The sequence below is a fragment of the Thermofilum pendens Hrk 5 genome, assembly GCF_000015225.1.
GTDB classification, from domain to species: domain Archaea; phylum Thermoproteota; class Thermoprotei; order Thermofilales; family Thermofilaceae; genus Thermofilum; species Thermofilum pendens.
This window is the reverse complement of record NC_008698.1, coordinates 892904-907103: the sequence shown is the minus strand read 5'-3', so window position 1 is coordinate 907103 and position 14200 is coordinate 892904. Positions and strand designations below refer to the sequence as shown.

General features: G+C 63.1%; 13 protein-coding genes. 5 read left to right on the top strand and 8 right to left on the bottom strand.

Annotation, left to right across the window (positions count from 1 at the left end; all coding sequences use genetic code 11):
• Nucleotides 1-64 precede the first annotated feature (64 nt).
• Together TPEN_RS04920 and TPEN_RS04915 are read left to right on the top strand one after the other, a co-directional pair.
• A complete protein-coding gene (locus TPEN_RS04920; RefSeq protein ID WP_052885161.1) occupies nt 65-658 on the top strand; it encodes a hypothetical protein in 594 nt (197 codons plus the stop codon).
• The gene (locus TPEN_RS04915; protein WP_011752618.1) at nt 651-980 is read left to right on the top strand and encodes a transcriptional regulator; all 330 of its coding nucleotides are present in this window, start codon (nt 651-653) and stop codon (nt 978-980) included. The genes TPEN_RS04920 and TPEN_RS04915 overlap by 8 nt, the downstream gene beginning before the upstream one ends.
• Here the strand turns inward: TPEN_RS04915 and TPEN_RS04910 are convergent.
• Genes TPEN_RS04910 through pheS form a run of 3 tightly spaced genes read right to left on the bottom strand, consistent with a single transcriptional unit; the run spans nt 977 to nt 4893 of the window.
• Nucleotides 977-1705, bottom strand: coding sequence for an HAD family hydrolase (locus tag TPEN_RS04910; protein ID WP_011752617.1), 729 nt, complete (start codon nt 1703-1705; stop codon nt 977-979). The two genes, TPEN_RS04915 and TPEN_RS04910, sit on opposite strands and share 4 nt — an antisense overlap.
• The gene (gene pheT / locus TPEN_RS04905; protein ID WP_011752616.1) at nt 1675-3345 is read right to left on the bottom strand and encodes a phenylalanine--tRNA ligase subunit beta; all 1671 of its coding nucleotides are present in this window, start codon (nt 3343-3345) and stop codon (nt 1675-1677) included. Before pheT ends, TPEN_RS04910 begins: the two co-directional genes overlap by 31 nt.
• A 6-nt stretch (nt 3346-3351) precedes the next feature.
• Nucleotides 3352-4893, bottom strand: a complete 1542-nt coding sequence (pheS, locus tag TPEN_RS04900) for a phenylalanine--tRNA ligase subunit alpha (RefSeq protein ID WP_011752615.1) — start codon at nt 4891-4893, stop codon at nt 3352-3354.
• Nucleotides 4894-4997: 104 nt separating this feature from the next.
• Here pheS and TPEN_RS04895 point away from each other — a divergent pair, with 104 nt between their 5' ends.
• Nucleotides 4998-6236, top strand: coding sequence for an aminotransferase class V-fold PLP-dependent enzyme (locus tag TPEN_RS04895; RefSeq protein ID WP_011752614.1), 1239 nt, complete (start codon nt 4998-5000; stop codon nt 6234-6236).
• On the opposite strand, the gene TPEN_RS04890 is transcribed toward TPEN_RS04895, so the two are convergent.
• The 4 genes from TPEN_RS04890 to TPEN_RS04875 are packed head-to-tail and all read right to left on the bottom strand — an operon-like array spanning nt 6233 to nt 10900.
• Nucleotides 6233-7615, bottom strand: a complete 1383-nt coding sequence (locus tag TPEN_RS04890) for a thymidylate synthase (protein ID WP_011752613.1) — start codon at nt 7613-7615, stop codon at nt 6233-6235. The genes TPEN_RS04895 and TPEN_RS04890 overlap by 4 nt on opposite strands.
• A 50-nt stretch (nt 7616-7665) precedes the next feature.
• On the bottom strand, nt 7666-9858 hold the full coding sequence (locus TPEN_RS04885) for a DUF2341 domain-containing protein (protein ID WP_011752612.1): 2193 nt from the start codon (nt 9856-9858) through the stop codon (nt 7666-7668).
• Complete coding sequence (locus TPEN_RS04880) at nt 9848-10279, bottom strand: hypothetical protein (RefSeq protein ID WP_011752611.1); 432 nt, start codon at nt 10277-10279, stop codon at nt 9848-9850. The genes TPEN_RS04885 and TPEN_RS04880 overlap by 11 nt, the downstream gene beginning before the upstream one ends.
• A gap of 42 nt (nt 10280-10321) precedes the next feature.
• Nucleotides 10322-10900, bottom strand: coding sequence for a YbhB/YbcL family Raf kinase inhibitor-like protein (locus TPEN_RS04875; protein WP_011752610.1), 579 nt, complete (start codon nt 10898-10900; stop codon nt 10322-10324).
• 57 nt (nt 10901-10957) lie between these two features.
• On the opposite strand from TPEN_RS04875, the gene TPEN_RS04870 reads away from it, so the two are divergent.
• Both TPEN_RS04870 and TPEN_RS04865 read left to right on the top strand, forming a co-directional pair.
• A complete protein-coding gene (locus tag TPEN_RS04870) occupies nt 10958-11803 on the top strand; it encodes an aldo/keto reductase (protein WP_011752609.1) in 846 nt (281 codons plus the stop codon).
• Between the two features lie 50 nt (nt 11804-11853).
• A complete protein-coding gene (locus TPEN_RS04865; protein ID WP_011752608.1) occupies nt 11854-13110 on the top strand; it encodes an Nre family DNA repair protein in 1257 nt (418 codons plus the stop codon).
• On the opposite strand, the gene TPEN_RS04860 is transcribed toward TPEN_RS04865, so the two are convergent.
• Nucleotides 13081-14004 carry a CBS domain-containing protein gene (locus TPEN_RS04860; RefSeq protein ID WP_011752607.1) on the bottom strand — a complete coding sequence of 308 codons (924 nt, stop codon included), beginning with the start codon at nt 14002-14004 and terminating at the stop codon, nt 13081-13083. The two genes, TPEN_RS04865 and TPEN_RS04860, sit on opposite strands and share 30 nt — an antisense overlap.
• Nucleotides 14005-14200: the final 196 nt, after the last annotated feature.

Here is a 14200-nt window from a genome sequence, read left to right as displayed (position 1 = left end):
TTGATCACTCTGCTTTTGAGAGCTTCTACCCGGTTTATATAGCTGGGCGTTGCTTTGGTGACTGGTGGTGGGCTTGGATAGGTACGCTGAGCTAGCCGAGCTGGCTGGGAGGATGAGGGGGTACTTCGAGAACGTGGTGACCGCTGTAAACTTCTTCACGTACGGCATGCTTACGGGCGCGTATTTCTCCGTCGTATGGGGGTTCCCGGAGCTGTGGGAATACCGGTACGCCGTGCTCGCGGGGTTTACCGCTTTGATGGTGGTGGCGTACGCGGTTACCTCTAGGTTTGCGTCGCGCGCGCCTCGGGTCGAGGTGTGGAGGTGGGTCGCCTCGTTCTTGGCTCCGTTACCGGTGTTCTACGTCGTGGCGGTGGCTACGGGCTCTGAGGCTGCCGCGGCGAGTGCCTGGTATCTCTACGTGGGGCTCTTCCTGCTCCTCGTGTACGTCTCGTTCGGCGGGGCTGAGTGGTCTAAGCCTTTCCTGGTCGCGTCTAGCACTATGCTGGCGACGTACCCGGCCGTGCTCTACTTGTCCCTTGCGAGGGGCTACGCGGCGAACCTCGTAGCGCTTGGGCTCATGCTTGCCTCCTACTACGCGGCGGGTATCTACGCGCTTCGCCGCGCTCACAGGGCGCTCGAGGGGGGCGTCGGTGGGTGAGGAGGGAGAGGAGCTTGCCGAGCTCCTCGGGGGCGTCGACCCGTTCCTCATGAACTACAAGCGGTTCGCTATCGTAACGTTGCTGTACGCGGTGGGCCCCATGACTGTCGGCGAGCTTAAGCGGGCTTTAGGCTTCTCGTGGGGCGACCTGGACAGCAAGCTCAGGAGCCTCGAGGAGCGCGGCTACGTCTCGGCTAGGAAGGTGTTGACGCTAGCTGGCCCCAGGACTCTCGTAGAGCTTACGGAGAAGGGTGTCAGGGCTTACGAGGAGCTTAGGGCTAGGCTTAGGTCCGCGCTGGACGCGGCGGGGAGGAAGGCTTAGGCCAGTTTCTCCATGCACTCTGCCACGGCGTCGAAGCTGTGCGCGGTGCAGTCGGGCTGGGTGTTGCCGGTGTAGGGGTGGAAGCCCGTGTACGCTATCGTTTTGAAGCCGCAGAGCTTGGCGCCCCTTATGTCCGCCTCCTCGTCCCCCACGAAGAAGCTTTCCCGCGGCGCTATGCCAGCCTCGGCGACTATGTGCGCGAAGAACCTGGGGTGGGGCTTCCTGAAGCCGACGCTGTCCGAGAAGGCCATGTAGTCGAATAGCTCGGCGAGCCCGTGCCTCCTCAAGAGCTCCACGCTGTGCCTCGTGCTCATAGTGTTGGAGGCTAGTACGAGCCTGTAGCCCATCTTCTTGGCGCCCTCCAGGAAGCCCCGCGCCCCCTCGGCTGGCTTCACGAGCGAGAGGTACGGCTGTATGAAGGCCTCGGAGACCTCGGATACCAGCTCCTCGGAGGGCTCTAGCCCCAGCTCGTCTAAGAGCATCACTACTTCGCCCTCCAGGCTAACCTCGATCATCGTTATGTTCCTCACCCTGTCCGCGAGCCTCCTAGCCCGCTTGTAGGCTTCGAGAACCTCGTCCTCCCCGAGAGAGGCGCCGCGGGCCCTGAGGGCCTCGGCTATCCTCCTGGCCCTCTCCCTCGAGTACTCCTCCAGGCTTACCGAGGGGTAGAGCAACGTGCCCCAGAGGTCGACGACTACGCCCCTCCAAGCCTGGCCAGGTAGCACTTCATGACCACCTCGACGTTGAGCTCGCCGGCGACCACGGGCACCTCTAAGCCGAAGTTCACGAGGACCTGTGGGTGTACCTCGCCGACTATGCCGGCGTCCCCCGCCTCTGTCACTACGCGCGCAACCCTGCCGGCGATGAAGCTCGGGTGCTCGGCTTTCTCGAGCTTAAAGCTCACCCCGAGCTGCCTGAAGAGCCCCTTTAGAGCCGCTAAGCCGTCTGTGAGCGTGACGCCCTTCCCGGCCACTGCGAAGGCTAGGCGCCTCTCCTCCCGGACCCTGTTGTCCCTCGACTCGTCCGGTATCGCGACGTCGCCCGCCTCGAACACTCTCTGGGGGTAGCCGGCGTGCTTGCTGCTCGACATGAGCCTGAGTAGCTGGGGGACTATCCACGTCCTCAGCGCGTGGTAGGCCTCGTGCCTCGGGTTCTCGACCTCTACTATCGGCTGCCTCGGCAGGAGCATCGCGTCGAACATCAGGGAGGCGCTAGTCATCATGTAGTTGTTGACCTCCACGAAGCCTAGCCCGACCATCCCCTCCCTGAGCGCCCTCGTGAAGACCTCGATGGGGTCCTCCCTGCCCGGGTGGAGCGGCGGGATCACAGCGGGCTCTATGCGCTCGTAGCCGTAGCCCATCGCTACCTCCTCGGCTATGTCGACGGGGTGCAGTATGTCTACCCTGAAGTACGGGTACCTGACCGCCACCTTACCGTTGCCCGCGGGCTCCGCGTCCATCCTCATGGCCCTGAGCAGCCTCACGGTCTCCTCTACCCCCAGGTCGAGGCCCAGGAGGTCCCTGTTCATCGACACGTCGTACACGACTTCCTCCGGCTCCATCCTCGGGGACTCCTCGTCCAAGGCTCCCTTGAGCCTCAGCGGGCGTACCTCGCCGCCCCTCACGGCGACCGCGTGGGCGAAGAGGGAGATTATCCTCCTCCCAGCCTCCGGGTCTGTGGACGTAACGTCTATGAGGACGTCCCTCGTGGACTCCGTGACCCTGAAGTCCTCGCTGTTCGTTATCGGCGGGAAGCTCACAACCTTGCCCTCCGCGTCCACTATGAGCGGGTACTCCCCGTGCCCCTTCACGAGGTGCCCGTACTCCACGCCCTTCGGGTGCTTCTCGAGGACCTCCCTGAGCGTCATCTCGATCGCGAAGCCGAGGGGCTTCATCCTCGTCTCCGGGCTAGCCGCGACGTACCTAACGGGCAACTTTATCCCGTCGAGGTCGTACAGCCCTATCGAGACCTTCCTCCTGTTCCTCCCGTAGGTGAGGTGCACCTTCTCCTGGAGCTGCATGAGCTGCCTTATCGCCTCGTCGTCCAGGGACACACCCCTCACCACGGCGAAGAAGGCGTACGGCCTGTAGGCGGGGCCCTCCACCTCGGCTACCCCCTCCGCCGACCCCACGCGGGGCCTCGGCAACCCATCCTCGACTCCGAGGAGCCCCTTGAGGTAGACCGATAGCAGCTCGGCGGAGTAGAGGTCGGGCCTGTCGTGGGTCGCCTCGTAGACTACGTCCTCGCCGCTGACCTCCTCTACCTCGCACTTGAGCCTGGGGAGCAGGTCCCGCACGGTGGACTCGTCGAGGCTCGCGCCCGTCAGCCGCTCGAGGTCCCAGAGCTTAACCTCGACCACTGGCACCGCGGCTCACCCCTTCGTCACCAGGCTCAGGGGGAGGGGTCTGGGCGAGGACTTTATGTACTCGAGGTCCTGCGAGAAGAGCACCCTGATGTCGTCGACGCCTAGCACCGTCATCGCGATCCTGTCGATCCCTATGCCCCAGGCCGCCACGTTCACGCCTCTAAGCCCGAGGGGGGCGAGGACCTCCGGGCGGAACATGCCGCCGGGGAAAACCTCGATCCACCCCAGCTTGGGGTGCTTTATGAAGCCCTCGACGCTGGGCTCTGTGAACGGGAAGTAAGCTGGCTTCACCTTCACCTCCCCGAGCCCGAGCCTGCGCGACATCTCCTGGAAGAAGCCCAGCAGGTTCCTGAAGGTAACCCTCCTGCCGACTATTATGCCCTCCAGCTGGTAGAACTCCATGCTGTGCTTCGCGTCTAGGTTCTCGGGGCGGAACACCCTGTCAAGGGAGAAGCACATGTACTCCCCCTCGCCTCGCGCGTAGAGGGTCCTCGCGGAGACCGCTGTCGTCTGCGTCCTGAGTATGAGGCGGAGCGCCCGCGCCGGGTCCCACTTGTAGCCCCAGCCCTTCGACCCCGTCACCCAGCCGTTTTCGTGTGTCAACGCTATCCTCCTCAACAGCTCCTCGTCCCCCACCCTGCCCGTGGCTCCCCCCTTGACGAAGTAGGTGTCGTGTATCTCCCTGGCGGGGTGGTCCTGTGCCTGGAAGAGGGCGTCGAAGTTCCAGAGCTCGAGCTCGACGTGGGGTCCCTTCATCTCCTCGAAGCCCATCGACACGAGTATCTCCCTGACCCAGTCGAGGAACTCGAGGTACGGGTGCTTCCTCCCGAAGCCGGCCTGCGGGACCTCGACGGACAGGTCGAACTCCTTGAATACTACCTCGCGCCACCCTCCCGACACTATGAGCTCGCCGGTAAGCTCGGTCACGACGCGGGCCTCAGCGAGGAGCCCCTCGGCGGCCAGCCTGCGGGCAGCCTCGGAGGGCCTTAGCAGGATCACCGCGTACCTCCTTGGCTCCACGAGCCTCCTCCTCTTCAGGTACGACACGTCCAGCGGCGGCTGCCTTCCCTGCTTAACCGCGAGCAGGGACTCCTTGACGGACTCAACGTGCCTCCTCGCCTTCTCGGGGTCCGAGAGGCGTACCTCGTCCCCGGAGAACGACACCGCGCCCGCCCTCGCTAGGTGGGAAAACGCTATCTGAGCCTCCTCCTCGCCCAGCTCGACCCCGAGCTCGCGCGCGAGCGCGGCTACCTCGCCCCTGCGCACTGCGCCCCTAGCCTCCAGCAGGGCGAGCAACCTCTCCTCGGGCAACCCCTTCTCCAGGTACTCCTCGCCCTCCCTGGTGAGCGAGAGCCTCTCCACCTCCCTCCTCTCCACCTCGACGAAGCCGCGGGCCCTCAGCTCCTCCACGTCCCTCATGAGGTCCTCTCTCCTGGCCCCCAGCCTCCCCGCGATTTCGTCCAGGTCTGAGGCGCCGCTCAGGACGGCGTCGAGTATCCTTTTCTGCCTAGCCGGTAAGAAGACCCGTTTTTGAGGAAGGCTTGACATGCACGCACCTCGGCTGACTAAGCTTGAGGAGGATATATGTTTTTAGCTTTAAAATCGAAAAGGTTTAACTGTATGTAGGCGTATTTCTTCTACGGTGTTGAGGCTTGCTCGACCCCTACAGGGTTAGGAGGGATTTCCCCATACTCTCGAAGAAGGTTCACGGGAAGCAGCTTGTCTACTTCGATAACGCGGCTACGAGCCAGAGGCCCCTCCAGGTGGTGGAGGCTGTCGAGTCGTTTTACAAGTCGCTGAACGCGAACATAGGTAGGAGTGTGCACGAGCTTGGGCTCAGGGCTACCGAGGCTTACGAGGATTCGAGGAAGATTGTCGCGGCGTTTATAGGGGCGAAGCCCGAGGAGCTCGTCTTCACGAAGAACACTACCGAGTCCATAAACCTAGCCGCCTACTCGTTGCTGGTGTCGGGGCTTATATCGAGGGGCGACGCCATAGTCGTTACGAGGATGGAGCACCACAGCAACCTGTTGCCCTGGGTGCGGGTAGCGAAGCTCGCGGGGGCCGAGCTGAGGGTAGTCGACGTGGACGACGAGGGCAGGCTTAGGCTCGACGAGTACGAGAAGGCTCTGTCGAGGGGCGCTAAGATAGTCGCGGTGACCCACGTGAGCAATGTGACGGGCGTCGTGAACCCAGTGAAGGAGCTGTGCAGGCTAGCGCACGACGCTGGCGCCTTCTGCCTCGTAGACGGCGCTCAGAGCACTCCGCATATGCGGGTAGACGTGAAGGATATCGGGGCGGACTTCTTCGCGTTCTCGGGGCACAAGATGCTCGGACCCATGGGTACGGGCGGGCTCTACATAAGGGGGGATCTCGCCGAGAGGCTTGAACCCCCGTTCCCGGGCGGCGGCGCCATATCCCTGGTGAGCTGCGCGGAGGACTCGTGTAGCGCCGAGTGGCTCCACCCGCCCCACAAGTTTGAGGCTGGAACTCCCAACGTTGCCGGCGCCGTGGGGCTCGCGAAGGCGGTGGAGTACTTGAGGAGCGTGGGCATGGAGGACGTGGAGGAGCACGAGAAGAGGCTTACCGCGAAGCTACTCGAGGTGCTGGAGGGTGTCGGAGCGAGGATTTACGGCCCCAGGGACATGAAGGATAGGCTCGGCGTGGTAAGCTTCAACCTAGACGGGTTGACGCCGCACGAGGTAGCCTCAATGCTCGACTTGGAGGGCATCGCGGTGAGGAGCGGGCACCACTGCGCCCTGCCGCTTGTGAAGAGGCTCGGGAGCCCGATGGGCACCGTGAGGGCTAGCTTATACCTCTACAACACGCCCGAGGAGGTGGAGTACTTCGGCGCAGTACTCGAGAAAATCAAAAAGCTAGCTACGGGCTAGACGGCGTCCTGGACGTACTCGCCACCCTCTCTCAGCGCCTTCTCAGCCCTGTAGAGCTCCCTCGAGAGGTAGGCGGCGTGGCCCGGCATCAAGGCGTCCAGGCCGACCTGCCTCAGGACCTCGGAGGCGCTACCGCCCTCGTACCTCCTGTAGAGGCGGCCGTCCGGCGTCCTCAGCTCCGCGACTATCCTGCCGCCCTCCACCCTCACCAGGAAGTTCCCCTTGTTGTCGGGCACGAAGGCACCCCTGGCCTCGGCGGCGTTCTCCTGGACTAGCCTCAGCGCCCTCCCCCAGTCGTGCTCGTAGACGTGGAGCGAGGAGCTGTAGACGACGAGCCACCCGGGCTTCACGGCTCTGCCGGTCCTTTCGGATAGCTCGCCGGCGACTCGGCGCATGAGGGCGAGTAGCCCGTACGCGTTGAGGGGCCACGCGGCGTAGGCGTCGTGGCTCCTGAAGAAGGCGACCTGGTTGTACGTGTCGCCGCTGAGGTCTCCCTGCACGGCTACGAGGCACGGGGGGTCCTGGGAGTTCGTATCCGTCGCGAAGTCCCACGTGAGCGCTATAGCCCTCCTCGTGTCCGGCGAGGACGCGAGCCTCTCGACGATGCGCCGCACCTGGTCCCCCGCCTCACGGTGCCTCCTGAGCCTGTCGCCGTAGCTGTAGACAGCGCCCTCCTCGCCTTCGAGTATTGACTTCGCCTGCCTCTCGAAGTCCTCCCGCGGGAAGTACCTGTACACCCTCTCGTCGAGGGGTTGCGAGGCGTCCAGCACTACCACCGCGCCGAGGAGCTGCCTCTGCCTCTCGCCGTACTCGCTACCCTTCACGAAGCCCCACGTCATAACGGCGTCGACGAGCTTGACCCACGCCCTGAAAAGGCTCGTCTCCTGCACGTAGAGCCCCGCCACCTGGAGGGGCCAGGACTCTAGCTCCACCTCCTCCATCCTCAGCGGCGCGGCGGGCCTCCTCGCGCCGGGCCTGTAGTTCTCCTCTATCGCCCTGGCGAGGGCGCCCCAGTCCCCCCTCTTGAACGCTTCCCTCAGGTCGACGACCCTGACCGAGGAGAGCAACGGCTTTAGCTCTTCGAGGCTCCAGAGGAGCTTCAACCCCTCGTCCACTTCGCCCTTGAAGAGCTTTACCAGAGCCTCCCCGCTACCCATCAGGTCTGCCCCGAAGACCACTAGCACGTCGACCTGGGGCGTCGTGGACAGCGTGTGGAGAAGGTAGTTCACGCCGTACTTCGTGTAGAGAGTCCCAACCGCGTAGACCTTGCCGAGCACCCCGAGCTTCTCGAGGCGCTCGACGACGACTTCCTTCTTAGTCCACAGGGTGACGACCGCTACGTTAGAAGCTGTGTTCACGATCTCCACGTCCTTCCTCAAGGAGCCCCCGGTACCTAGACGCGTGAACGTACATAAGGCTAACGTTCGCGTTAAGGATCCGCTGGCGGAGTCTCCTCCGGGAGCCACTGCCCGTGGCTTGGCTCTGGCTCTACGTAGTTGCGGACGTAGAAGTTGTCGTATAGGTGGTCGACGTTCTTGTTGTACGCGCTGAAGAGGCCTAGCCTGGAGCCGGAGGTTATCGGGCTTGAGTCGGTCCAGTCGATAACCTTAGAGTCGTTCACGTACACTGTTATGTGCCCACCGTACAGCCTCATCTCAAGCTTGTACCAAGTATTAGCCTGCAAGCTGTAATAGACGTGCACGGGCTCTACCTCGCTCGGCAGACCAGTACTCTTAACGAGCTCCACGTTAACTCTTGGCCTAAACGTTAACGAGTCGATCAGGCTCGGCGCGTATATGAGCCTAGCGTAGTACTGCCTTATGTAGCCGTTGGCGTCGACACTGTGCCTAGCCGCTACTCCCGCCTCCTCTATCTCCTCGAGCTTCCCGAGGTTTATGAGGACACATACAGCCACGTTACCATTCTGGACGTCCGTCAACGCGTACATGTGGCTAGCGTCAACAGTCACGCGGTGCTTGAGAGCCCCCTGGAAGAGCTGCCAGCCAGAAGAGTCGCTACCGTCCACGTCGCCCCAGCCGTCCGCCCCCTTGTCGTATGGGAAGCTCGTGAAACCTATGGCGCTCGAGAAGTCGTTGAAGTAGATGAACGTCGCCGCTCCGTTGCTCTCGCTAGTAGCAGAGGGGTTTCCGTAGTAGACGTATATCCTGGCTGTCCCGGGGCTGGCAGGTATGCTCGGCACCTTCACCCATACGGTGGCGCAGCCGCCGCTAACGCTCTCCACCCAGTACGGTATAGCTACCTCTCTCCCGTCGGGCTGGAGGTACGAGAACCTGAGGTCCCCGAAGTCCGCCCTCCCCTTCCCGTTCAAGTAGACAGTATCCCCCGAGTCAGTCCCGCTACCACTACACACCCTGAGCCTCACCTGGTAGCCGGAAACAGCCCCCGCAGTAGAGCCAACAATGTCGTGGCCCTTCCTGTACAGCCAGCCTGAGTAGAGCCAGCTCACGGCGTTCACGGTGAAGCTCTTCGAGTCGTCTACGCCTCCCGTGGCGGCGTTCCTAGCTAGCACCATCCACGTGTAGGTCCCGGGCTGTCCTGGGAGCGTGATAGTGATGCTAGCTTCTCCCACCTGCCCGGGGCTTAGGCTCAGCGACGTTTTGCCCACGAGGGAGCCCGCATGGTCGTAAACCTCTACGGACACCGTTCCGCTGGCATTCCCAACGTTCTTGACACTGGCTACGAACCTTTTCAGAGAGCCCGTCGCCCCGGTCACCGTGGTGTTGTAGCTTACAATAGCGAACTTGGCGAGTGCCCCCGGCGGGGCTCCACGTGTAGGCGGCAGTGATGCGCGTATCTTGTAGATGTACACCCTGGTGCTTGTCGCTACGCGTAGCTCTGAGACGTTGTAGCTTGGTATGGGCACCGATACTGTTACGCTGTCGCCGGGCTCCAGTAGCCGGTTAACGGCTATCCTGCCTGTGGGGGCTTCGCTTGTAACCGCCCAGACCGCGTATATGTAGGCGTGCCCGGGGCCCCCGTTCGCTACGATCGCGTAGAAGCCTGTGGAGTTGTAGACGGTGTATGTGTAGCCGAGGTAGTCTAGCTTCAGCTGGAAGGGGCTCTGGGACTGGGCGAGGAGCACGTAGCTCGGAGTCTTCGAGCCCACCGAGAGGCGCGTCCACGTGGCGTTCGGCAGGGTGAACGTCTGGAGGAGCGCGAGGCTTGCGTTGACCTTCTCGTAGAGCGATGCCTGGAGCGTCGCGTTGGAGTAGAGGAGCATTCTACAAGTCGTGTTTAGGAGGGTGGGCGGCACGCTCTGCGCTGAGAGGTTGAGCTTCAAGACGTAGGTTCCACCGATGTTTACCGCGTTGAATGTGCAGTAGTAGCCGTCCTCCTTCAGGAGAGCCGCGGGGTCGCACGTGCCCTGCCCCTCCTCGGCGACCGCTACGCCCGCGCTGTTCGAGGTATACGTGTCGTTTACCTTGAGGGATAGGGCGCCCTCGGACCTCCTGGCCTCCAGGACCTCCGAGGCAATTCTCTGGACCTCCGTCTGAACCTGTATCTGCCTGGAGACGAGTACCGCGAGGAGTATGAACACCATGGTTATGAATACGGCTCCGACGGCGGATGCCTGCCCCCTCGCGCAGCCGTCACGGGACATAGTCGACCCCCTCGAAGCAACCTGTATAGCTACAAGCCTTCACCCTGTAGGTCCCCTTAGAGGTTAGCGGTGTGCACACCTGTGCCGACTGCCCGACCTTGAGGTCTAGGTAGCCGCTCCACACGAGGGTATCGTTGAAGTACAGGGATACGAGCTCGGTCTCAACGTCCCCGGTGTTCGTTATGTAGGCGCATACCTTCCCCTGATCCACGTAGAGCCTCTCGAGGAGGAGGTACTCCCGGAGCCCCTTCTCGGCGACAAGCCTTTCGCGCTCAACGCGCTGCGAGAGTTGCTGGTATACGGGGTAGAAGAAGCCCCACGCCGCCGCCCAGACAGCCACAGCTACGACTACGAGCAGTATCGCGCCTATAGTCTCCGCCTGCCCCGCACGGGGCGACGCAAAGCCCTCCACGCGCACCACAAGCTACTAATGGAAATGGCACATATATTGATAGCGCGCGAGCTATCCGCGCGAATAGGTTAGCACTACCTCGCCGTAGCCGATGACGTGCCCGGAAGCCTTGCTGAGCACAGTTAAGGCGTCGGCTCCCCCGCTGAGCGCGAGCTCAGAGTCGAGGGCTAGGAGTACGAATACGTAGCGGTGGGTCCCGCTGGGAGGGCAGGGTCCCCCGTACCCCGTGAAGCCGAAGTCGTTGACTCCTTGGAGGCCGAACGGCGTTGTGGGGGCCTTGGGAAGGGACCGCGGAACCCTGGTGGCGCTTGCTGGTACGTTGTAGAGAACCCAGTGGACGAATGTTCCCCGGGGCGCGTCGGGGTCTACGCAGAGTAGTACCAGGCTCCTAGTGCCGGGCGGAAGCTCGCCCCAGCTGACATCCGGCGACTCGTCTGCGCCGTCGCACGTGTACTCGCGCGGCATGCGCCCAGCAGTCAGCCCCGCTACACGTAGCTCCACCCGTGCACCCTTCTTCGCGGCTCCTAGAAGCTCGTCTATAGAGGGGCGCCGGGGCCTAAGCGCCACGTAGGCGACCGCGAGGAGTACCGCTAGGAGCAACGCGGCCAGCAGTACGTAGCGCTTGTTCACGCGCTAAGACACGCCTAGATCGGCAATATTTTTAACGCTGGACGGTGCTTCTTGGTTATGCCTGGAGCGGGCGACTTGAAGTACTTCAAGAAGCTTGGGAGGAGCCTGCCCTCCCTGGGGATGGGGACCTGGGGTATCGGTGGCGGGTACTGGTCGCCGGATACCAGCGGCGACGCGGAGTGGGTCTCTGCTCTCAGGAGGGGTTTAGAGCTCGGCATGACGCTCATAGATACCGCCGAAATGTACGGGGGCGGCCACAGCGAGGAGGTTGTAGGCGAGGCCGTAAAGGGGTTCGACAGGGACGAGGTATTCATCGTGTCGAAGGTCTGGCCGACGCACGCGAGGCGCGACGACGTCGTGAAGGCCGCCGAGGCCAGTGTTAGGAGGCTCGGGACCTTCATGGATCTCTACCTCATACACTGGCCTCCAGCGGAGGTCCCCCTCTGCGAGACGATGAGAGGGCTCGAGGAGGTGGTGAGGCGGGGGCTCGCCAGGTTCATCGGGGTGAGCAACTTCGGGCTCGAGCTGATAGAGGAGGCTAGGGCCTGCCTGAGCCGGGAGGACGTCGCCGCGGTCGAGAACAAGTTCAGCCTGCTAGACAGGAGGGACGAGTCGAGCGTCGTGCCGTACGCCGAGAGGGAGGGTATGCTCTACCTCGCGTACACGCCGCTCGAGAAGGGCCAGCTCGCCCGCGACAGCTTCCTGGCGGAGGTAGGCAGGAAGTACGGCAAGACGGCCGCCCAGGTAGCGCTCAACTGGCTCATCAAGCTGAACCCAGTCGTGCCGATCCCGAAGGCTTCCAGCCTCGCGCACGTCGAGGAGAACGCCGGCGCGATGGGGTGGCGCCTCAGCGACGAGGACTGGAGAGCAATCTCGAAGAGGTTCAGCGAGCTCAAGGCCTGAATTACGCGCGAGCTTTTTTAATGCGTAATAGGACTTAGACGCGGTGGGCTGTGGAGGAGCCGCGGTTTCCCGGCGTTGTCTCGCGCCCGTCCCCGTACCTCTGCGCCAGGTGTAAGGGCTCGAGGAGGCTCTGCGGGCTACCGTACTGCCCCATACTCGTCAGGGCTAGGGAGCTCGCGGGGGTCTACGAGAGGGTGAGGGGGCGCAGGGAGCTCGAGGCGCCGTCTCCCCCCTCGGTGCTCGTGGGCGAGAAGGGCTACCCGTACATACGGGTGGGCGTTAACCTCGTGGGCGGGGAGGAGGGGTCTCCGAGCCTCTACGAGGATCCGGGAGCGTGGTGGGGGAGGCTCGACCTCTACGAGGTCTTGAGGCTGAGGGCCTCCATGGTCTACTCGTACGGCGTGTACAGCGCGTCGAGGGCTGTTGGCAGGGTCGGGGAGTCAGTCAGGGAGGCGGCGCTCTCGCTGAAGCCCGTGGAGTCGGAGGCGGTGTTCAGGCGTCCCCCGGACTTCTCGATGCGCTTCGACCCGCTATTGAAGCCCGTCGGCTTCTCCGCGGAGGTCGAGAGGCTGTCGGTCGTCAGCAACCCCTACATCCCCAGGAGGGTGGACCAGCTCATCGAGGACAGGGTTAAGGCGAGCCGCGCCGCCGTGGAGCTCTACGAGAGGGGGTTCGACGTCTACTACATCCAGAGGGTTCTCTCGTCGGGCGCGCTCGGAGTATCCAAGAAGTTCGTGCCCACCAGGTGGGCTATAACGGCTGTCGACAGGCTGATAGGAGACTACCTGCTGGGCAAGGTCAAGGGCTACCCGGAGGTCTCCTCCTACGAGCTGTACCACTCGTCGTACATCGGCAACTACTACAGCCTGCTCCTCATGCCCGGGAAGTGGTCGCTCGAAATGGTCGAAGTCTGGCTACCGAACTCCGTGTGGGTCCCGGGCTCCGAGCCCTACGTATCCACCGTGCACGAGTGGAGCGACGGGAAGCCGAGCGGGGAGGACGGGGGCTACGAGGCTATCCGGCTAGCTGTGCTCGAACACCTCGCGAAGCGGGGAAGGGTTGCCAGCGTCCTTGCAGTGAGGGAGATCACGCCCGAGTACTTCGCGCCCGTTGGCAACTGGCAGATACGGGAAAGCGTGAGGGCGGCGCTGAGGGGTGGCGGCGAGAGCTTCCCGAGCCTCGGGGAGGCTCTCGAAGCGCTGAAGGAGAAGCTCAGGGTACCCCTGAACTTAGTGCTCTCGAGGAGCACGTTGCTCGCGGCGAGGACTAGGCAGCGCTCAATCACCGAGTTCCTGCACCGCGAATGAGTCGGCGACCTCGTAGAGCCTCGTCAGCGCCATGAGTATGTCCGTCCTCGTGATTATGCCTTGGGGCCTACCGGACTGGTCCACGACTACGACTCTCCCGGCGTTCCTCTCGACCATGATTCTCATTATCCTGAGTATGTCCTCGTCCGGCTCGACGGTCGCCACGTCCCTGTCCATGTAGTCCTCCACTCTCGCGTCCAGCCTGCCATCGGCGTAGGCCTTCGAGACGTGCTGAGCGGAGACCAAGCCCTCCAAGACGCCCTCCTCGTCTACCACCGGGAGAGCCCTGATGTTCCTTGATACTATGAGGCGCGCAACCTCCCTCATCGACATCCCCCGCGTAGCCCGCTCCGGCCTAGGCGTCATCACGTCCCTGGCTCTAAGCCTCGGCACGGCGACCATCGAGTCCACCTCTACCAGCAACTCGCGGCGAGCCGGGTTCACGTCCTGAACCCTCCCGTGTATGATGAGCCTCGTGCCGCCGGTAGGCCCCAGGATCACCTGGGAGCCTCTGCGCACCTGGTGCATGCTCCCGGCAACCTTGAGCACAGCCTTCGCTCCCGGCCCGGACAGCGCGAGGAGGTCTAGCTCGACAACGTAGAGCCTCGAGACACGACCGTCCACCACGAGCCTCTGCGGCTCCCAGAGCTTATCCAAGGCCAGCGAGCCCTTAACAGCCTCGACACCCTTGACTGTCGGCACGTAGCCGCCGCCGGGCCCCGTCTTCGCCTCGACGAGCCCCATCGCCTTTAAGGCGGATATCACGTTCCTCACGGTCCCATCGCTCTTCCCCACAGCCTCCGCGATCTCGGAGCTCGTTACAGGCCTACCGGTAGCCTCGTAGGCGTTCACGACCGCCACGAGTATCTCGAAGAGGTTCCTCGGGATATCCATTGGGAAAAAGCTTAGTAAGCCCTGATATTAATGTTTAACTGACGTTGAATGCTCGTTCGACGATAAACGGTGCCGGAAACGCGGCTAGCAACGTAGCACGACAAGCTTTACAAGAGCCCCTGTAGAAGAGTGCCCGCCCGCGCGCTTTTCCTAGCGGCACCCTAACCGCCACCGCGCTGTTTGTAACGATCACCTT